Raw genomic sequence first — 18,984 nt, forward strand, 5'->3', positions numbered from 1 at the left:
GCGCGCGCCTGGCTGGCGGAGGCGCGGGACGGGCAGGACCGCGGCGCGCTGCGGGCGCGGCTGGTCGCCACGCCGCCGCCGGTCTTCCCGCTGCTCGGCCGCGACCTGATGGCGCTCGGCCTGCCGCCGGGCCGCGCCGTCGGCGCCTGGCTCGCCGCGCTGCGCGCCTGGTGGCTGGAAGGCGGCTGCGTCGCCGACCATGAAGCCTGCCTGGCGGAGCTGCGCCGGCGGCTGGCGACGAAGGACGGCTCGCCGGCACCCTCGCCGGGCGCTTGTGGTTGATCTAAACGGCGCGGATGGCCCGCCCTGCCCTCGACGCAGCCTCCCTGCCGCTGATCCGCCGGCTCTGGCGGCATTATGTCCGCCAGCATCCGCGCGGGCTGCTGCTGGCCACGCTGTGCACCATCGGCGTCGCCGCCACCGCGGCGCTCTACCCGCTGGTGATCCAGCAGGCCTTCGACCGCTTCGCCGCCGGCGATGCCGGCGTGGTCTGGGTGCTGCCGCCGCTGATCGTGCTGGTGACGGGGCTGCGCGCGCTGACGCTGTATGGCAAGGCGCTGGCCACGCAATCCGTGGTGCTCGGCGTCATCGCCCGGCTGCAGCAGGATTTGTTCATCGCGCTGACCCGCGCCGACCTCGCCGCCGTGGCGCGGGATGCACCGGCGCGCCACGCCGCGCGCTTCACCACCGATGCGGCGCTGATCCGGGAGGCGCTGTCCAAGGCACTCGGCGGCGTGGCGGATGCGATGACCGTGCTGGGCCTGGTGGGGTCCATGCTGTGGATCGACTGGCAGATGGCGCTGCTGTCCTTCCTGCTCTACCCCTTCGCCGCCGTGCCGATCCTGCGCATCGGCAAGCGCATCCGCCGGGCGTCTTCCGGCATGCAGGACCGGGTGGGGGAGACCTCCGCCCTGCTGGTGGAAAGCTTCGCCGCGGCGCGCGTGGTGCGCGCCTACCGGCTGGAAGCGGCGGAGGAGGCGCGGGCGGAAGCCGCCTTCGGCCGTCTGCGCGACAGCCAATTGTCCATCGCCCGGTCCCGCGCCCGGCTGGACCCGGTGCTGGAGGCGCTGGGCGGCGTGGCGGTGGCGGCCGTGCTCGGCTTCGTCGGCTGGCGCGTCTCCGCCGGGCTCGGCACCATCGGCGACTTCACCGGCTTCGTCGCCGCCCTGCTGATGGCGGCCCAGCCGGTGCGCGCACTCGGCAGCCTGAACGCCGCGTTGCAGGAGGGCCTGGCGGGCCTCGCCCGGGTGTTCTCCGGCATGGACGAGCCGCCGCGCATCGTCGATGCGCCGGGCGCCGTGCCGCTGCCGCCCGGCCCGGGGCGGGTGGAATTCCAGGGCGTCGGCTTCGCCTATGAAGGCGTGCCCGACGCGGCGCTGGCGGATCTCAGCCTCATCGCCCGGCCGGGCTGCACCGTGGCGCTGGTCGGGCCTTCGGGCGCCGGGAAATCCACCGCGCTGTCGCTGGTGCCGCGGCTGTACGACGTGACGGCGGGGGCGATCCTGCTGGACGGCCAGGACATCCGGCAGGTGACGCTGGCCAGCCTGCGCGATGCGATCGCCTATGTCGGCCAGGACGCGACGCTGTTCGACGACACCGCCTTCGCCAACATCGCCTGCGGCCGCCCTGGCGCCACCGTGGCGCAGGTGGAGGACGCCGCCCGCGCCGCCGCCGCGCATGACTTCCTGGCGGCGCTGCCGCAGGGCTATGCGACGCCGCTCGGCACCCAGGGATCGCGGCTGTCGGGCGGCCAGCGCCAGCGCGTCTCGCTGGCCCGCGCGCTGCTGCGCGACCCGCGCGTGCTGCTGCTGGACGAGGCGACCAGCGCCCTGGATGCGGAGAACGAGGCGCTGGTGCAGCAGGCCCTGGCCCGGCTGCGCCAGGGCCGCACCACGCTGGTGATCGCGCATCGCCTGTCCACCGTGCGCGATGCCGACTGGATCGTGGTGATGGAAGGCGGCCGCGCCGTGGAACAGGGCAGCCACGCCGCGCTGATGCAGCAGGACGGGCTCTATGCCCGGCTGGTGCGGACCCAGGCCTTCGCGGAATGAGTATCCCGCAAGCTGCCTTCGCCGCATGAGGTCGCACGCCGAAGCCGCGATGCTGCCGGACCCGGAGGCGCTGCACCCGGTGCCGAACAAGCCGCGCATCGTCTTCCTGAAGCCGCTGCTGGCCAGCGTGCCCGGTGTTGCCAATTGCACGGTCGGCGACTTCACCTATTACGACGACCCACTGCACGCGAAGGACTTCTTCCGCCGCAACGTGCTCTACAATTTCCAGGCTTCCGGCGCGCGGCTGGAGATCGGCAAGTTCTGCGCCATCGCCACCGCGGCGCGCTTCATGATGCCGGATGCCATGCACGCCATGGCCGGCCCCAGCACCTACCCCTTCGGCATCCTGGGCGGCGCCTTCGCCAGCGCCCTGCCGCTGGCGGACTACCCCTGGCGGTCCTCCGGGGACACGGTGCTGGGCCACGACATCTGGGTGGGGATGGAGGCGCTGGTGATGCCGGGCGTGCGCATCGGCCATGGCGCCGTGATCGGTGCGCGGGCGGTGGTGACGCGGGATGTGCCGGACTACGCCGTGGTCGCCGGCAACCCCGCCCGCGTGGTGCGCCGCCGCTATGCGGAGGAGGATGCGGCGCGGCTGGTGGCGCTGGCCTGGTGGGACTGGCCGGCGGCACGGGTGGCCCGCGCGATCCCGATCCTCGCCAAGGGCGGCGTCAAGGCGCTGGAGGATTTTGCCGCGGCCGGGGCGTGAGAGCCGGTGCATCAAGAGCCGAGAGCTGGATGAGGCGGATCGGCGCCACCGAGCAAACACCAGATCCCCTTGATCGGAACCTGCGCCCGCCTGAGGCGGGCGAGCGGCCGAACGGCCGCCGCGCCAAATGGCGCGAAGCCAAGCCGGCGATCGAGGCGGTGATCGGTCACGATCACCGGGATTCGGTAAGGCGCTACTCCCGCCGCAGCACCCCATCCACCAGCCGGTCGGCCCAGGGCCGGCTGCGGAAGGCGGCGCGCAGCGCGGCCTCGTCGTAATCCTGGCGCAGCCAGTCCAGGAACGGCTTCGCGCCGTACTGCGCCTGGAAGCCGGCATAGTCGCGGAAGAACGCGTCCAGGATGCCGGTGCGGCTCGCAGCAACATGGCCGAAGCGCCAGTGCAGCTGGTCCAGCGCCGCCTCCACCGGGCGGCCCTGCAGCAGCAGCCACACGCCGGCGATCAGCCCGGTGCGGTCGGCGCCGGATTTGCAGTGGATCAGGATCGGCTCCGGCAGCTCCGCCAGCAGCCCCACCAGGCGCAGGATGCGGTCCTTGTGCGGCGCACCACGGCTTTCGAAGGGCGCATCCACATGCACCAGCCCCAGCACCTCGGCCCGCGCCCGGCCCAGCGCATCGGACCCGCAATCCTGCCGGTGGCCGCGCAGGTTGATCACGCTGCGCAGGCCGAAGCGCCGCTGCGCCGTGGCCAATTGCCAGGGCAGCGGGTGGTTGGAGCGGTACAGCCGCCCGGATTCCACCACCCCCCAGTTGCGCCAGGAAATGCGCAGCGCGGCGTGGTCGACCAGCAGGCTGTTCAGCCAGGCGGCCCGGCGGCCGGCGGGGGAGGAAAGGTTCACGGCCCTCGATATGGCCCGCCCGAACGCCGATGGCCAGCCACCGGCGAACGCCCGCGCGCCCGGGGCGTTGGCATGGCAGACCGCGAAGGAGCAAGCGCATGTCCAAGGCCAAGCTTCCCCCCGTGCCGCCCGCCAACCAGAGCCCGGCCGGCCAGTCCAACCCCGGCGGCAGCCCGATCAGCAAGCCGGCGGCGCAGGAGAACATTGAATCCCGAAGCCGGGACCCGGAACAGCAGGGTCGCCAGGGCAACACCTGGCAGAACACCCACCACCAGGGCCACCAGCAGGACCGCTGAACCCGCCGCCGCCCGCCCCCCTCCCGCTTGGCGCCGTTTTGCCATACCCATGGGGCAGGGAATGGGGGAGCGCATGGACCAGGTCGATTGCGTGGTGGTGGGGGCGGGCGTCGTCGGGCTGGCGGTGGCCCGCGCCCTGGCCCAGGCGGGGCGGGAGGTTCTGGTGCTCGATGCCGCGGAGGGCATCGGCACCGAGACCTCCTCCCGCAATTCGGAGGTCATCCACGCCGGCATCTACTACCGCGCCGGCAGCCTGATGGCGCGCAGCTGCGTCGACGGCAAATGGAAGCTCTACGAATACTGCGCCAGCCACGGCGTGCCGGCGCGCAACTGCGGCAAGCTGATCGTCGCGACCAGCGAGGCGGAGGCCGCGCAGCTGGAGGGCATCCGCCAGCGGGCGGCGGCCAATGGCGTGGACGACCTCCGCTTCATCACCGGCGCGGAGGCGCGCGCCATCGAGCCGGCGCTGCATTGCACCGCGGCGCTGGTCTCCCCCTCCACCGGCATCATCGACAGCCACGCCTACATGCTGGCCCTGCAGGGCGATGCCGAGGATGCGGGGGCCCTGTTCGCCTTCCACGCCCCGGTGCTGCGCGGCGCCGTCACCGGCACGGGGGTGGAGATCGAGGTCGGCGGGGCGGAGCCGATGGCGCTGTCCTGCCGCCTGCTGGTCAATGCCGCCGGCCTGCACGCGCCGCGCCTCGCGCGGTCGCTCGCCGGGATGCCGGAGGCGCTGGTGCCGCCGGCCTTCTTCGCCAAGGGCAATTATTTCAGCCTGACCAGCCGCAACCCCTTCGGCCGGCTGATCTACCCGGTGCCGGTGCCGGGCGGGCTCGGCACGCACCTGACCATCGACCTCGGCGGCCAGGCGCGGTTCGGGCCGGATGTCGAGTGGATCGACCGCATCGACTACAATGTGGATCCGCGCCGCGGCGACCTGTTCTACGCCTCGATCCGCCGCTGGTGGCCGGACCTGCCCGAGGGCGCCCTGGCGCCGGGCTATTCCGGCATCCGCCCGAAGACGGTGCCGCAGGGTGCGCCGGCGCAGGATTTCGTCATCCAGGGGCCGGCTGACCATGGCGTGCCGGGGCTGGTCAACCTGTTCGGTATCGAGAGCCCCGGCCTGACCGCCTCCCTCGCTTTGGCGGAGGAGGTGCTGAAGGCTACAGGCTGAAGGGCACGCCCTTCTCCGGCACCAGGACCTTGGCCTTGGCGCCTTCCATCTCCGCCACGAACAGCGCGGGCGTGGCGGCCAGCAGGCCGAAGGTGCCGAAATGGCAGGGGATGGCGGTGGTGACGGAGGGCAGGAAGCGCTTCACCGCCAGGGCCCCGCGCCTTCCATCCATGGTGAAGCGGTCGCCGACCGGCACGATGGCCACGCTCGGCCGGTGCAGCTCGTCGATCAGCGCCATGTCGGAGAAAACCTCCGTATCGCCCATGTGGTAGACCGTGGGCTCGCCCGCCGCCTTGGGCGTGATAACCAGCCCGCCGGGCAGGCCCAGATCCTGCGTTACGCCGTTCTCGTCCATCTGGGCGGAGGAGTGGAAGGCGATGGTCAGGGTGACGCTGAATTCGCCCTGGTCGGTGGTGCCGCCGGTGTTCATCGGGTCCATGGCCTTCAGCCCCTGGCGGGCCAGCCACATGCAGATCTCGAAATTCGCCACCACCTTGGCGCCGGTGCGCTGGTGGATCGCCAACGCATCGCCGACATGGTCGCTGTGGCCATGCGTCAGCAGCACATGGGTGGCGCCGGCGCTGGCCGCCTCGGCATCGCCGGAAAACACCGGGTTGCCGGTCAGGAAGGGGTCGACCATGACGACGGCGCTGCCGAATTCCAGGCGATAGGCGGAATGACCGAACCAGGTGATCTTCATGGGCTTGCCTCTCCGAGTGCGGGAGGCGCCTTTTAGCCCGGGCTTCGCCCGCGCGTCACCGCGGGCTGTTCCGCAGGCCCGGCGTCACCGGGGGCGCCTCACCGGGGGGCGAGCAGCTTCCAGATGCCGGTCGCCGCGATCACCGGGGTGTCGCCATGGCGCAGCGTGCCGCGGATGAACACCACGCTGCGCGTCTGGCGCGTGATCTCCCCCTCGCCGATCAGGAACTGGCCGGGCATGGCGGCGGCCAGGTAGTGCAGGTCGAGCTGGATGGTCGCGAGGTTCAGCCCGCCGCCAATGGCCCGGCGCACGATCAGCCCCAGCGTGTGGTCCATGAAGGTGGCCAGGATGCCGCCATGCACCACGCCGCGCGCATTGGCATGATCCTCCCGCGCCTGGAAGCCGAAGGCCTCCCCGCGCTGCCACAGCGGGTCCGCCACCCGCGGCAGACCGGAGGGGTCGAGGAGGCGCCAGCCATCGGCGGCGGGGTCGTAGGGGGCGGTGTCGTCCATGGCGGCAGATCAGCCTTTCCCGCCGCCCTCGTCCAGGGGGGGTTCCGGGCGCCTTGCGCCGTCCAGCAGCGCGTTGCGCCGCGCCTCCGCCGCCTGGTCCGCCTGTTTCTCCGCCCGGGTGCGGCCGTGCTTCACCCGGTTGGCCGCGGCCGTTTCAGCCGCCGCCTGGCGATCCCGCGCCTTGCGCGCATGGTTGAGGTTGACGAGCTTGCCCATGCCGGGACACTAGACCCGCAATCCTCAGCGGGAAACGCCATGCAGACCGAGCTGACCGCCGCCGACGGCCACCGCCTTGCCGCCTACCGTGCCGGACCCGCGGATGCGACGCGCGGGCTGGTCGTGGTGCAGGAGATCTTCGGCGTGAACCGCCACATGCGCCATGTCTGCGACGCCTTCGCCGCGGAAGGCTACGCGGTGATCGCGCCGGCCCTGTTCGACCGCGTGGAGCGCGGGGTGGAGCTGGGCTACGCCGCGGAGGATGTGGCCCGCGGCCGCGACCTGCGCAGCCGGGTGAACGAGACGGGCACGATGCTGGACATCGAGGCCGCGGCCGCCGCCCTGCCGCAGGGCCTGGCCCGCGGCATCGTCGGCTATTGCTGGGGCGGCACCATCGCCTGGTGGGGCGCCACCCGCAGCACCAGCTTCAAGGCCGCCTGCGGCTGGTATGGCGGCGGCATCGCCGGCACCCGCACCGAAGGGCCGAACTGTCCCGTGCAGCTGCATTTCGGCGAGGTGGATGCCTCCATCCCCATGGCGGATGTGGAGCTGATCCGCGCGGCACAGCCGGATGTCGAGATCTTCGTCTATGCCGGCGCCGGCCACGGCTTCGGCTGCGAGGAGCGTGGCTCCTACAAGCCGGCGGATGCCGAGGTGGCGCAGGGCCGCACCCTGGCCTTCCTGGCCAAGCATCTGGGGGGCTGAGCCGATGCTCGGCTACTACATCACCGCCGGCAGCTGCCTGGCGCTGCTGGTGCTGATCCCGATCTGGAGCCCGGGCAGCGACCAGCCGGTCTATCCCTTCTGGGTCATCCTGCTGCTGGCGGTGATCGTCATCGTCGTGCCGATGGTGCTCAAGCGCCGCAAGCGGGAGGGTGCCGCCCAGACCGGCGAACTGGCGGTGCGCCTGGAGGAAGTGAAGGACTGAGGAGCAACGGCCGCCTCCGCGGCGGTCGGCTTATCCGCAGGCCCTCAGGCGCCCTCAGGCTTCCCGTCGCCGCAGCACCGCGCCCGCCGCGGCGGGCGCGGTGCCGAGCAGCGCCAGCAGCAGCGCCAGCGGCAGGGCCGCGCCGGCGCCGAACTGGCTGAAGCCGATGGCGCCGAGCGTGCCGCCGCCGACGAAGGCCGCCAGCATGCGGCCCAGCAGCCGCAGCTTCGGCCGGTCCGCCACCACCTGCGCGCCCGGGCTGCGGTTCCAATAGGCCAGCTTGCCGAGCTCGATGCCGATATCCGTCACGATCCCCGTGACGTGGGTGGTGCGCAGCCGGGCGCCCGACACCTTGGTGATGGTGGCGTTCTGCAGCCCCATGATGAAGCACAGCAGCGGCACCGCCACGGCCACCGCCAGCGGGCCACCGCCGAACACCATGCCGGCCAGGCCCAGCCCGGCCAGCAGCACGCCTTCCAGCAGCAGCGGCAGCGCGTATTGCGTGCCGCGGTCGTGCCGCCGCCCCCAGTTGATCAGCCAGGCGGAGGTCGCCGCCCCCAGGATGAAGCACAGCAGCGCCGCCAGCCCCGCCGCGACCAGTGCCCATTGCCCCAGCGCCGCATTGTCCGCGACGGCGGAGACGATGCCCGACATGTGGGAGGTATAGTGCCCGACGGCGAAGAAGCCGCCGGCATTGATGGCGCCGGCGATGAAGGCCAGCGCATAGGCCAGGTGGCGGTCCCCGGCCTCGCTGCGCTGGTCGGTGACCAGGCTGTGGGCGTAGATGATGGTCGGCGCCAGCGGGCGCAGCAGCCGGGTGCGCAACGGGTCAGGCCACCGGGTCGCGGGCGGGGCAGCTTGCGGCCAGCCACAGGCTGGGGTGATCGGACGCCGGAGCCATGATCCGCCTCTGCGGGCTGGAGACCTGGGCGTTCCGATGAACGCAGCGTGCTCCCCTCGCCTGCCGCGACGATAGCGCCCGGTCGGGGCCGCGGCAACGCGGCGATCAGCCGGCCGGCTTCAGCACCCGCCCGGCCACCGCGTCCAGCTTGGCCAGCAGCGCGGGGTCGCGCATCTCCGGCGCCGTGATCAGCGCGTGGTCCAGCGCCCGGTCGCAGCCCGCCGGGCAGGGGCCGCGCGGGGCGCCGAGGCCCGGCACCACATCGGCCACCAGCGCGCGGGCCTTGTCGGCATTGCCGAACAGCACCTTCACCACCTGGTCCACCGTCACCGCGTCATGGTCCGGGTGCCAGCAGTCGAAATCCGTCACCATGGCGACGGTCGCGTAGCAAAGCTCCGCCTCCCGCGCCAGTTTCGCCTCCGGCATGTTGGTCATGCCGATCACGCTGCAGCCCCAGCTCCGGTACAGCAGGCTTTCCGCCTTGGTGGAGAATTGCGGCCCCTCCATCACCAGATAGGTGCCGCCGCGCGTCACCGGCAGGCCGAGCTTCTCGGCCGAGGCCTGCAGCGCATCGCCCAGCCGCGGGCAGACCGGGTGGGCCACGGAGACATGGCCGACGCAGCCGGTCTCGAAGAACGACTTCTGGCGCGCAAAGGTGCGGTCGATGAACTGGTCGACGATGACGAAGTGGCCCGGCGGCAGTTCCTCCTTCAGCGAGCCCACGGCGGAGAGGGAGATGATCTCGGTGCAGCCGGCGCGCTTCATCGCGTCGATATTGGCGCGGTAGTTCAGCGCGGAGGGCGGCGTCGGGTGGCCGCGGCCGTGGCGCGGCAGGAAGCGCACCTGCACCCCCGCCAGGCTGCCATGCAGGATCTCGTCCGAGGCCGCGCCCCACGGGCTTTCCACCCGCAGCCAGCGCCGATCCTCGAGCCCCGGGATGTCATAGAGGCCGGAGCCGCCGATCAGGCCGATGACGGGGGTGACGGTTTCGGGCATGCGGTGGGGCTCCTGGCTGCGGGCGGCTTCTACAATGGCAGCCGCCGCACTTGAAGCAGGCGCCTATCGGCCCTGATCCGCCACCGCGACCGCCGGGTAATCCATGCCCGCCAGGGCGCGTTCCAGGCGCTGCCGCGCCGGCGGCAGGTGCGGCAGCAGGCGCAGCGCCACGGCGCGCAACGCCCGCATCGCGGGGCGGCGGCCCAGCACCAGCGCGGTCAGCCGATCCGTCCGCCCCACCACGAGCGCGGCGATGCGCCGGCGTTCCGCCGCCCAGGCCTCCAGCGCCGCCTCCCCGCCCGGCAGCGCCCGGGCCAGGGCGCAGGCATCCTGGATGCCGAGGTTCATCCCCTGCCCGCCCGCCGGGGAGTGGATATGCGCGGCATCGCCGGCCAGCAGCACGCGGCCCTGGCGGAAGCGGGTGGCGATCCGGTGGCTGATGCGAAAGGCGCTCCACCAATCCGCCGCCACGAAGCGCAGCCCGGGATGCTGCAGCGTGGCGAGGTCGCCTTCCGCTGGCGGGGCACCGCCGGGCGGGCGCATGGAGACGCCGCGCCAGCGCCCGCCCGGCAGGGGAAAGTAGAAGCTGCCGGAATCGCGCCCCGGCATGATGTGCAGATGGGCGGGCTCCAGCCCCTCGATCAGCCCATCCGCCAGCACGCATTGCTCCTCATAGGCCGCGCCCTCGAAGCCTATCCCGGCGGCCTTGCGGACGCTGCTGTGGGCGCCGTCGCAGCCGATCACATGGTCGAACTGCGCCACCTCCTCGCGCCCGTCAGGGTGGCGCAGCGTGGCGGTGCCGGTGGTGGCGTCCAGCGCCACCAGCGCCACCCCGCGTTCCGGCGGTGGGGCGCCGGTAGCGGCCAGGGCCTCGGCCAGCAGCCGCTCCGTCTCGGTCTGCGGCAGCAGCAGCATGCTGGGGAAGCCGGGATGCGCGCGATGCGACAGGCGGATGGTGGGCGCCGCCGGGCCCAGGCCGAACACCACGCCCAGCGGCCGCAGCGCCACGGCCGCGATCGGCGCCGCCACGCCCAGCGGGGCCAGCGTCTCCAGCGTGCGGGCCTGGATGCCAAGGGCGCGGGAATAAGCGGCCGGGGCCGCGGCGCGGTCCACCTGACGGAAGCCCAGCCCCTGCCGGCTCAGGGCCAGCGCCAGCGCCAGGCCGGCCGGCCCGGCCCCCACGATCAGCACGCGCATCGCCGCACCTCCATCCCGCCGCCGATCCTGGCACAGGCGCGGTTGCAGGGAAGGCAAAAACAAAGGGCCGCCCCTTGCCGGGGCGGCCCTCGCCTGGCCTGGTGCTGAGGCGCTGGGATCAGTGCGCCACGTCGGCCCAGATCTTGCGCTTCACCGCATAGGTCAGGCCGCCGAGGACGATCAGGAACAGGATGATGCGCACGCCCATGGCCTTGCGCTGCTCGGCCTCCGGCTCCGCCGCCCAGGCAAGGAAGGTGGCAACGTCGCGGGCCATCTGGTCCACCGTCGCGGCCGTGCCGTCGGCGTATTCCACCTGGTCCGGGTTCAGCACCGCCGGCATGGCGATCTGGTGGCCGGGGAAATAGGCGTTGTAGTTCATGCCCTCCGCCACCACGAAGCCCTCCGGCGGCTCGACATAGCCGGTCAGCAGGGCGCGGACATAGTTGGCGCCGTCCGCCCGGGCCTTGGTGATGACCGACAGATCAACCGGATAGGCGCCGTTGTTGGCCGCCCGCGCCGCCAGTTCGTTCGGGAAGGGGCGGCGGAAGCGGTCGGACAGGCGGGCCGGGCGCTCGAACATCTCGCCCAGATCATTCGGGCCGTCCGTCACCGTGAAGCTGGCGGCGAGGGCGCGGACCTGGTCCTCGCTCAGCCCGATCTCCAGCAGGTTGCGGTAGGAGAGCAGGTGCATGGCGTGGCAGGCCGAGCAGACCTCCTTGTACACCTGCAAGCCACGCTGCGCCGAGCCGCGGTCATAGGTGCCGAAGAAGCCGGCGAAGCTGAAATTGGCGTTGGGGATGGCGATCGCCTCCCCGGCCGCCTGCGCCGGCGTGGCCATGCCGAGGGCGGCGGCGCCAAGCGCCATCGCCCCGACGAGGTTGCGGAAGCCCCGCTTGAGGTCGCGCATCAGGCCTTCTCCATCGGCTTCGCCACGGCCCCGGCAGGCATCGGTCCGCCGCCGCGCAGGACGGGCAGGGCAATGCTCTCGGGCAGCGACAGGGGCCGCTCCAGGCGGCCGAGCAGGGGCAGGATCACCAGGAAGTAGGCGAAGTAGTAGGCGGTGGCGATGCGGGAGATCGTCACATACGGCTCCTCCGCCGGCTTTCCGCCCGCCCACATCAGGACGAAGAAGGCGATCAGCCACAGGAACAGCGTCCACTTCGCGATCGGCCGGAAGCGCATCGACCGCACCGGGGAGGTATCCAGCCAGGGCAGGATGAACAGCACCGCGATCGAGCCGAACATCAGCAGCACGCCGCCGAGCTTGTCCGGCACCGCGCGCAGGATGGCGTAGAAGGGCAGGAAGTACCATTCCGGCACGATGTGCGCGGGCGTCACCAGCGGGTTCGCCGGAATGTAGTTGTCCGGGTGGCCGAGGTAGTTCGGCGCGAAGAACACCAGCGAGGCGAAGACGATGAAGTAGACGATCAGCCCGACGCTGTCCTTGGCCGTGTAGTAGGGGTGGAAGGGCAGCGTGTCCTGCGGGCCCTTCGGGTCGATGCCCAGCGGGTTGTTGGAGCCCGTGATGTGCAGCGCCGCAACATGCAGGAAGACCACGCCGGCGATCACGAAGGGGAGCAGGTAGTGCAGGCTGAAGAAGCGGTTGAGCGTGGGGTTGTCCACGCTGAAGCCGCCCCACAGCCAGGTCACGATGTGCTCGCCCACGATCGGGAAGGCGGAGAACAGGTTGGTGATGACGGTGGCGCCCCAGAAGGACATCTGGCCCCAGGGCAGCACGTAGCCCATGAAGGCGGTGGCCATCATCAGCAGGAAGATGACGACGCCGAGGATCCACAGCAATTCGCGCGGCGCCTTGTAGGACCCGTAGTAGAGCCCGCGCCAGATGTGGATGTAGACGACGATGAAGAACATGCTGGCGCCGTTCATGTGAACGTAGCGGATCAGCCAGCCATAGTTCACGTCGCGCATGATGCGCTCGACGCTGTCGAAGGCGTAGGTGGTGTGCGGGGTGTAGTTCATCGCCAGGAAGATGCCGGTGGCGATCATGATCATCAGCGTGACCATGGCGAGGGCGCCGAAATTCCAGAAGTAGTTGAAATTCCGCGGCGTCGGGAACGTCCCGTATTCCTTTTGCATCATGGTGAACACGGGCAGCCGCTGGTCGACCCAGCGGATGACGGGGTTCTTGATGCTGCTGTCGTGAAGGCCGATGGCCATCTGCCTGGCTCCCCGGGGGGTTTGGATGTGGCGCGCCGAGTGGGCTGGGTCAGCCGATACGGATCTGCGTATCCGACATGAAGCTGTACGCCGGAACCGCAAGGTTCAGCGGCGCCGGCCCCTGGCGGATGCGACCGGAGGTGTCGTAGTGGCTGCCGTGGCAGGGGCAGAACCAGCCATTGTAGTTGCCCTTGGCATCGGTCGGCTTCTGGCCCAGCGGCACGCAGCCCAGATGCGTGCAGACGCCCAGCACCACCAGCCACTGGTCCTTCTGCACCCGCGCCTGGTCCGGCTGCGGGTCCTTCAGCTCGGACAGCGGCGTGGCGCGCGCCACCTGGATTTCCTCCGCCGTGCGGTGCCGCACGAAGACCGGCTTGCCGCGCCAGACCACGGTCACCGCCTGGCCGACCGCGATCGGCGTCAGGTCGACCTCGGTGGAGGCCAGCGCCAGCACGTCGCGCGCCGGATTCATCGAGCTGATGAAGGGCCACACCACGGCGCCCACGCCAACCGCGGCGAAGGCGCCCGTCGTCAGCACCAGGAAGTCGCGCCGCGTCCCGCCATCCGGCGTCGGCCCGTGGGCGGCGCCATGCGGTGCCCCGGCAGGCACCATTGTCTCGGCCATCTCGTCGTCCTTTTCCGCCCGCCGCTTGCGTGACCGCCCGGGGAGCGCCCCCGGCAGGCCCACCGGCCGAACCCGATCCCTGGTTCGTCCGGTCGGCCCCTGCCTGCAAGGCGACCCGCATCGCCGCGAAACCTCGGCGCCAGTCCCGTCGCCCGGAGGGTCGTGCCGCCGCAAGGGCGGGTGCGAAATCCTGGCGCGCGGCCGTGGCGCTGCGGCGCATATAAAGGGTGGGTTGCACAGGTGTCCATCCGCTGCAGCGCCGGAAATCTCGGCGGAAGCGGTCTGTTGCCATGCCATCGCAGGAAGGGTCGCCTTCGGCTTAACCCGCTGCCAATCTCCGTTTCATCCAGGAGGAAGCCGCCACCATGTCCGAGACGCCCGCCCCGCAGCCCCCCGCCAGCGCCGAGGCGAAGGGCGTGCCCCTGGACCACCCCATGGTCGCCCCGGCCCGCGCCTGGTTCGAGAGCCTGCGCGACCGGATCTGCGCCGCCTTCGAGGCCTGCGAGGACGAGCTGGCCGGAGGACCGCACGCCGGCCTGCCCGCCGGCCGCTTCCAGCGCACGGCATGGGACCGGCCGGAAGGCGGCGGCGGCGTGATGTCGGTGATGAAGGGACGGGTGTTCGAGAAGGTGGGCGTCAACGTCTCCACCGTCTTCGGCGAATTCTCCCCCGATTTCCGCAAGCAGATTCCCGGGGCGGCGGAGGATCCGCGCTTTCTTGCCACCGGCATTTCCCTGGTGGCGCACCTGCGCAGCCCGCGCGTGCCGGCGGTGCACATGAACACCCGCTTCATCCTGACCACCAAGGCCTGGTTCGGCGGCGGTGGCGACATCACGCCGATGGACCATGCGGCGCCGCATTCCCTGGCCGACGCGGCCGATTTCCACGCCGCCTTCAAGGCCGCCTGCGACCGCCACGACCCCACCTACTACCCGCGCTTCAAGCAGTGGTGCGACGAGTACTTCTTCCTGCCGCACCGCAACGAGCCGCGCGGCCTGGGCGGCATCTTCTACGACTGGCTTGGCGACCGCACGCCGGGCCAGGGCATCGAGAAGGATTTCGCCTTCACCAGGGATGTCGGCCTTGCCTTCCTGGAGGCCTACCCCGCCATCGTCCGCCGCCGCATGCACGAGCCCTGGACGGAGGCGGAGCGCACGCACCAGCTGATGCGCCGCGGCCGCTACGTGGAGTTCAACCTGCTCTACGACCGCGGCACCATCTTCGGCCTGAAGACCGGCGGCAATGTGGAGGCCATCCTGATGTCCCTGCCGCCGGAGACCGGCTGGCCGTAACCGTTTCCGGGCCGCAGGTTGCAATCGGTGGCTCGACATGGGCGCCGCCGGGGCGGCAATCTCGCGGCCGCAGAAGGGCCACCAGGAGGCCCCGTCCAGGAGGCCCCCTGATGGTTGAGATCAGCGTCAATGGCGCGACGCGCCGGGTGGATGTGGAGGGGGATACCCCCCTTCTGTGGGTGCTGCGCGACACGCTGGGCCTGACCGGGACCAAGTATGGCTGCGGCGTGGCGCAATGCGGCGCCTGCACCGTGCTCATCGAAGGCGCCGCCATGCGGTCCTGCCAGCTGCCGGTGGAGAGCGTGGCCGGCCAGCGCATCACCACCATCGAGGCGATCGAGGCCGACCCGGTGGGCGCCCGGCTGGTCGCCGCCTGGGTGGCGCTGGACGTGCCGCAATGCGGCTACTGCCAATCCGGCCAGCTGATGGCCGCCACCGCCCTGCTGAAGGAAACCCCGCAGCCGGCCGAGGCCGACATCGCCGCGGCGATGACCAATCTCTGCCGCTGCGGCACCTACAACATGATCGCCGCCGGCATCCGCCAGGCGGCGGACGCGGCATGAGGGGGCAGCCGGCCATGACCCGCCTCGACGACGCGCTCGCCACCCTCGGGCCGATCGCCCCGCGCAACCTCTCGCGCCGCGCCGGCCTGCTGGCCGGCTTCGGCGGCGGGCTGCTGCTGGCCATCGGCGTGCCGCCGCAACCGGCCCGCGCCCAGGCCATGGGCGGCATCGCCCATGCGCGCAAGGTCTCCGCCTACCTCACCATCCAGCCGGATGGCCGCATCCGGCTGCTGAACCCCTTCGCCGAGGGTGGCCAGGGCATCCATACCGCGGTCGCGCAGATCGTGGCGGAGGAGCTGGACGCCGACCTCGCCGCCTTCGAGGTGACCACGGCGCCGGCCGGGGCGGACTACCAGGTGCTGTTCAACGGCACCCGCCGCGTCACCGGCGGCAGCTTCTCCATCCGCAACAGCTTCCAGCACTTCCGGGTGCTGGGCGCCACGGCGCGGGCCATGCTGGTAACGGCCGGGGCGGCGCGCCTCGGCGTGCCGGCGGCGGACATCACCACGGAGCCGGGCTTCGTGCTGCACGCCGCCTCCGCCCGGCGCATCCCCTATGGCGACCTGGCGGCCGCCGCGGCCGCCCTGCCGGTGCCCGGTGACGCCGAGCCGAAGTCGCCCGCCCGCTTCCGCCTGATCGGCACGCCGGCCAGGCGCCTCGACACGCGCGCGAAGAGCACCGGCGCCGCGCAATACGGCATCGACATGCGGGTGGAGGGCATGCTGCAGGGCGCCATCCTGCACGCCCCCCGCGCCGGGGCGGAGCCGGGGGAGGTGCTGAACGAGGCGGCGCTGAAGGCCATGCCCGGCGTGCATTCCGTGCACCGCCTGCCCGGCGCCGTCGCCGTGCTGGCCGACAGCTTCTGGCGCGCCCGCCGCGCGGTGGAAGCGGCGGAAGTGGCCTGGACCGCGCTTTCGGGCCAGCCGGTGGTGCCGGAGGACTTCTCCTCGGACGGGATGCGCGAGGCGCTGCGCGCCCAGGCGGATGCGCCCGGCAACCCGGCCCGCGACGCGCAGGGCGACGCCCCCGCGGCGCTGCGCAGCGCCGCCAAGGTCATCACCGCGGACTACGACGCGCCCTACCTGGCCCATGCGCAGCTGGAGCCGCCTTCCGCCACCGTCCGCTTCAACGCCGACGGCACGCTGGATGTCTGGACGCCGAACCAGGCGCCGGAAGCCTTCCAGGCGATCGCGGCGCGGGAGGCGGCGCTGGATGCGGGCAGGGTGCGCATCCATTCCCCGCTGATGGGCGGCTTCTTCGGCCGGCATTTCACCTACGGCCAGTACCACCCGATGAACCAGGCCATCCGCCTGGCGCGGGCGGTGGACCGGCCGGTGAAGGTGATCTGGAGCCGGGAAGAGGAATTCGCCCGCGACGCCTATCGCCCCATGGGCTTCGCCCGGCTGCGCGCCGGGCTGGATTCGGAAGGCCGGCTGGTGGCGCTGCATGCGACGGTGCCGGGGGAAGGCCCGGTCGCCAAGCATTTCGGCGGGGCGCGGCTGGGCAACCCGCCGCTCGATACCTCGGCGGTGGAGGGCGTGGCCTTCAAGCCCTACGCCATCCCCAACCGGCGGGTGGACTGGGCGCATGTGCCGCATCCGGTGAATGTCGGCTTCTGGCGCTCCGTCGGCCATTCCATGAACGACTTCTTCTACGAAGCCTTCCTGGACGAGGTGGCGGAAGCCGCGGGCGCGGACCCCCTGGCCTTCCGCCGCGCGCATCTCGAAGCCTCGCCCCGGCACCAGGCCCTGCTGGACGCGGTGGTGGACCTGGCGGGCGGCTGGCGGCGCGGGCCCTTCGCGGCAGCGGACGGCACGCGCCGCGCCCGCGGCCTGGCCATGGCCTCCCCCTTCGGGACCGAGGTCGCGACCATCGCGGAGGTCTCGCTGCGGGATGGGGAGGCGGTGGTGCACGACCTGTTCGTGGCGATCGACCCGGGCAGCATCGTCAACCCCGCGATCATCGCCGCCCAGGTGGAGAGCGCCGCCTGCATCGGCCTGTCCTCCGCCGCCTTCGAGGAGGTGGTCTTCGAGGGCGGGCGCCCGCAGCAGCGCAACTTCGACACCTACCGCATCCTGACCCGGGCGGAGATGCCGAAGGTGCATGTGCGCATCGTGCAGTCCGGTGCGCCAATGGGCGGGGTGGGGGAGCCGGGGACGCCGGGCGTGCCGCCGGCGGTGGCGAACGCCATCGCCGTGCTGACCGGCCGCCGGGTGCGCAGCCTGCCCTTCGCCCGCAACCGGCTGGGCGAAGCCTGATTCCTGGCGCACCAGGCTCCGACCTGCGGTCCGAAGGGCCGGGCGCACGCGCGGCCGGTGCCGTGAAGATGGGGCCCGCGGAGGCGGCGCCGCCGGACGGCGCCGGGTGACTGCGCGATTCGCGCGGGGGGAGCGCCGGGTGGACTGACGATCAATCCACGAACAGGTGCATCTCCCGCGGCAGGTGCCGGGGGGCGCCGCCATCCTGCAGCCGGCCCAGCGCCTCCAGCGCCCTTGGCACCTCATCCGGCTGATAGGGCTTGGTGAGGCAGCCGCGGGCGCCGGTGTCCTCCATCTCCTGCCGCCAGGCGAGGCCATGGCCGGTGGCATAGAGCACCTGCACGCCCACCGCCGCCAGCGCCCGCCCCACCTTCAGCCCGCTGCCGCCCTGGCCGAGATGCAGATCCACCACGGCGAAATCCGGCGCATGCCGCGCCGCCAGTTCCAGCGCCGCGCCTTCCGTGGCAGCGGTGCCGCAGACCCGAAAACCATGGTCCTGCAAGGCTTCCTCGGCCGCCAGGGCGACCAGATCCTCATCCTCCACCAGCAGGACGCTGCGTGGCCGGCCGGCTTGCATCCTCGCTCCCTCCGCGTGACGTTGGCTCAACGGCGGGCGGGGCAGATGGTTGCGTGGCCAGCGCGCCGTGCAGCCAGGTGCAGAAGGCCTGAACGGTGGACCGGCGGGCGGCCATTTCCGTCATCACCAGATGGTAGCCGGTGCCATCGTCCAGCACCTGGCGGAAGGGCCGCACCAGGCGGCCGGCAGCGATCGCATCGGCCACCAGCACGCCCCAGCCCACCGCCAGGCCCTGGCCGGCCTCGGCGGCGGCCAGCGTCAGGGCGGTCTCGTCGAAGCGTGGGCCGGGGCTGGCCAGCGCCGGGTCGAGCCCGGCGGCCAGCAGCCAGTCGCGCCAATGCGGGCGTTCGGCGTAGTGCAGCAGCGGCCCGCGGCGGATGGCGTCCTCGGCCGGCAAGTCCACCGCCGCATGGGTGGGGGCGCAGACGGGGAACAGCACCTCCCGCGTCAGCGGGCGCACCACATGGCCCGGCCAGTCGCCATTGCCGGCGCGGATGGCGACATCCACATCGGCGCCGTGCAGCTGCGCGAAATAGCGATGCGTCTCCAGACGCATGGCGATCCAGGGGTGTTCCCGCGCGAAGCCGGCGATGCGGGGCGCCAGCACGCGCATGGCGAAGGTGCGGGCGGCATTCACCACCAGGGTGGTGCGGCTGCGCGGCTGGCCGATGCGGAACAGCCCGGCCTCCAGCTGTTCCAGGCCACGCCGGACGTAGTCCGCCAGCAGATCCCCGGCCTCGGTCAGCTTCAGGCCGCGCGGGCCGCGCAGGAACAGGGTTTCCGCCAGCTGCGCTTCCAGGGATTTCACCTGGCGGCTGATGGCGCCCTGCGTCACGCCCAGCTCCTCCGCCGCGCGGGCCATGTTGAGGTGGCGGGCGGCGGCATCGAAGGCGCGCAGCGCCTGGAGGGGAAGGGCGGAGACGCCTTGAGGCAGGCTCATGGCGCGGCAGCCTAA

Annotated in this window: 21 protein-coding genes and 1 pseudogene; 10 read left to right on the plus strand and 12 right to left on the minus strand. The window is 72.1% G+C overall.

The features are described 5' to 3' along the window. The 3 genes and pseudogenes from HEQ75_RS13955 to HEQ75_RS13965 form a co-directional block, all read left to right on the plus strand. Positions 1-282, plus strand: a pseudogene (locus HEQ75_RS13955) (hypothetical protein); the annotation flags it as partial. A gap of 14 nt (positions 283-296) precedes the next feature. After that, positions 297-2,051 carry an ABC transporter ATP-binding protein gene (locus tag HEQ75_RS13960; protein ID WP_168031554.1) on the plus strand — a complete coding sequence of 585 codons (1,755 nt, stop codon included), beginning with the start codon at positions 297-299 and terminating at the stop codon, positions 2,049-2,051. A gap of 25 nt (positions 2,052-2,076) precedes the next feature. Beyond that, on the plus strand, positions 2,077-2,760 hold the full coding sequence (locus HEQ75_RS13965) for a CatB-related O-acetyltransferase (protein WP_235961631.1): 684 nt from the start codon (positions 2,077-2,079) through the stop codon (positions 2,758-2,760). Positions 2,761-2,953: 193 nt separating this feature from the next. Here HEQ75_RS13965 and HEQ75_RS13970 read toward each other — a convergent pair whose 3' ends face one another. Then, positions 2,954-3,616 carry a tyrosine-protein phosphatase gene (locus HEQ75_RS13970; RefSeq protein WP_168031556.1) on the minus strand — a complete coding sequence of 221 codons (663 nt, stop codon included), beginning with the start codon at positions 3,614-3,616 and terminating at the stop codon, positions 2,954-2,956. A 98-nt stretch (positions 3,617-3,714) separates the two neighbouring features. Between HEQ75_RS13970 and HEQ75_RS13975 the strand changes: the two genes are divergently transcribed. Together HEQ75_RS13975 and HEQ75_RS13980 are read left to right on the plus strand one after the other, a co-directional pair. After that, entirely contained in the window at positions 3,715-3,912 is a 198-nt protein-coding gene (locus tag HEQ75_RS13975) for a hypothetical protein (protein ID WP_168031559.1), read from the plus strand. A gap of 73 nt (positions 3,913-3,985) precedes the next feature. Next, positions 3,986-5,086: an NAD(P)/FAD-dependent oxidoreductase gene (locus HEQ75_RS13980; protein ID WP_168031561.1), complete on the plus strand. Its 1,101-nt coding sequence runs from the start codon at positions 3,986-3,988 to the stop codon at positions 5,084-5,086. On the opposite strand, the gene HEQ75_RS13985 is transcribed toward HEQ75_RS13980, so the two are convergent. From HEQ75_RS13985 to HEQ75_RS13995, 3 genes are all read right to left on the minus strand, one after another. Next, complete coding sequence (locus HEQ75_RS13985) at positions 5,076-5,786, minus strand: metal-dependent hydrolase (RefSeq protein WP_168031562.1); 711 nt, start codon at positions 5,784-5,786, stop codon at positions 5,076-5,078. The two genes, HEQ75_RS13980 and HEQ75_RS13985, sit on opposite strands and share 11 nt — an antisense overlap. 98 nt (positions 5,787-5,884) lie before the next feature. Next, positions 5,885-6,298: a PaaI family thioesterase gene (locus HEQ75_RS13990; RefSeq protein WP_168031564.1), complete on the minus strand. Its 414-nt coding sequence runs from the start codon at positions 6,296-6,298 to the stop codon at positions 5,885-5,887. A 9-nt stretch (positions 6,299-6,307) separates the two neighbouring features. Next, positions 6,308-6,514 (minus strand): DUF4169 family protein, encoded by a 207-nt coding sequence (locus HEQ75_RS13995; protein ID WP_168031566.1) that lies wholly within the window; start codon positions 6,512-6,514, stop codon positions 6,308-6,310. 39 nt (positions 6,515-6,553) lie between these two features. Between HEQ75_RS13995 and HEQ75_RS14000 the strand changes: the two genes are divergently transcribed. Together HEQ75_RS14000 and HEQ75_RS14005 are read left to right on the plus strand one after the other, a co-directional pair. Next, positions 6,554-7,219: a dienelactone hydrolase family protein gene (locus HEQ75_RS14000; RefSeq protein WP_168031568.1), complete on the plus strand. Its 666-nt coding sequence runs from the start codon at positions 6,554-6,556 to the stop codon at positions 7,217-7,219. 4 nt (positions 7,220-7,223) lie between these two features. Then, complete coding sequence (locus HEQ75_RS14005; RefSeq protein ID WP_168031570.1) at positions 7,224-7,442, plus strand: hypothetical protein; 219 nt, start codon at positions 7,224-7,226, stop codon at positions 7,440-7,442. A 54-nt stretch (positions 7,443-7,496) separates the two neighbouring features. Here HEQ75_RS14005 and HEQ75_RS14010 read toward each other — a convergent pair whose 3' ends face one another. The 6 genes from HEQ75_RS14010 to petA form a co-directional block, all read right to left on the minus strand. Continuing rightward, the gene (locus tag HEQ75_RS14010) at positions 7,497-8,267 is read right to left on the minus strand and encodes a YoaK family protein (protein WP_235961634.1); all 771 of its coding nucleotides are present in this window, start codon (positions 8,265-8,267) and stop codon (positions 7,497-7,499) included. A gap of 181 nt (positions 8,268-8,448) precedes the next feature. After that, positions 8,449-9,339, minus strand: coding sequence for an S-methyl-5'-thioadenosine phosphorylase (locus HEQ75_RS14015; RefSeq protein WP_168031572.1), 891 nt, complete (start codon positions 9,337-9,339; stop codon positions 8,449-8,451). 63 nt (positions 9,340-9,402) lie between these two features. After that, positions 9,403-10,536, minus strand: coding sequence for an FAD-dependent oxidoreductase (locus tag HEQ75_RS14020; protein ID WP_168031574.1), 1,134 nt, complete (start codon positions 10,534-10,536; stop codon positions 9,403-9,405). A gap of 118 nt (positions 10,537-10,654) precedes the next feature. Further along, positions 10,655-11,443: a cytochrome c1 gene (locus tag HEQ75_RS14025; RefSeq protein ID WP_168031575.1), complete on the minus strand. Its 789-nt coding sequence runs from the start codon at positions 11,441-11,443 to the stop codon at positions 10,655-10,657. Next, positions 11,443-12,714 carry a cytochrome b gene (locus HEQ75_RS14030; RefSeq protein WP_168031577.1) on the minus strand — a complete coding sequence of 424 codons (1,272 nt, stop codon included), beginning with the start codon at positions 12,712-12,714 and terminating at the stop codon, positions 11,443-11,445. The genes HEQ75_RS14025 and HEQ75_RS14030 overlap by 1 nt, the downstream gene beginning before the upstream one ends. A 49-nt stretch (positions 12,715-12,763) precedes the next feature. After that, on the minus strand, positions 12,764-13,339 hold the full coding sequence (petA, locus tag HEQ75_RS14035; protein ID WP_168031579.1) for a ubiquinol-cytochrome c reductase iron-sulfur subunit: 576 nt from the start codon (positions 13,337-13,339) through the stop codon (positions 12,764-12,766). Positions 13,340-13,773: 434 nt separating this feature from the next. On the opposite strand from petA, the gene hemF reads away from it, so the two are divergent. From hemF to HEQ75_RS14050, 3 genes are all read left to right on the plus strand, one after another. Next, entirely contained in the window at positions 13,774-14,631 is an 858-nt protein-coding gene (gene hemF, locus HEQ75_RS14040) for an oxygen-dependent coproporphyrinogen oxidase (RefSeq protein WP_235961637.1), read from the plus strand. A 110-nt stretch (positions 14,632-14,741) separates the two neighbouring features. Next, positions 14,742-15,194: a (2Fe-2S)-binding protein gene (locus HEQ75_RS14045; protein WP_168031582.1), complete on the plus strand. Its 453-nt coding sequence runs from the start codon at positions 14,742-14,744 to the stop codon at positions 15,192-15,194. A gap of 14 nt (positions 15,195-15,208) precedes the next feature. After that, positions 15,209-17,452: a xanthine dehydrogenase family protein molybdopterin-binding subunit gene (locus tag HEQ75_RS14050; RefSeq protein ID WP_209318546.1), complete on the plus strand. Its 2,244-nt coding sequence runs from the start codon at positions 15,209-15,211 to the stop codon at positions 17,450-17,452. A 151-nt stretch (positions 17,453-17,603) separates the two neighbouring features. On the opposite strand, the gene HEQ75_RS14055 is transcribed toward HEQ75_RS14050, so the two are convergent. Both HEQ75_RS14055 and HEQ75_RS14060 read right to left on the minus strand, forming a co-directional pair. Continuing rightward, on the minus strand, positions 17,604-18,029 hold the full coding sequence (locus HEQ75_RS14055) for a response regulator (RefSeq protein WP_168031586.1): 426 nt from the start codon (positions 18,027-18,029) through the stop codon (positions 17,604-17,606). Next, entirely contained in the window at positions 17,986-18,969 is a 984-nt protein-coding gene (locus HEQ75_RS14060) for a LysR substrate-binding domain-containing protein (protein ID WP_168031588.1), read from the minus strand. The genes HEQ75_RS14055 and HEQ75_RS14060 overlap by 44 nt, the downstream gene beginning before the upstream one ends. Positions 18,970-18,984 lie beyond the last annotated feature (15 nt).

The sequence above is a fragment of the Falsiroseomonas selenitidurans genome (assembly GCF_012103215.1).
In the GTDB taxonomy this organism is placed as follows: domain Bacteria; phylum Pseudomonadota; class Alphaproteobacteria; order Acetobacterales; family Acetobacteraceae; genus Falsiroseomonas; species Falsiroseomonas selenitidurans.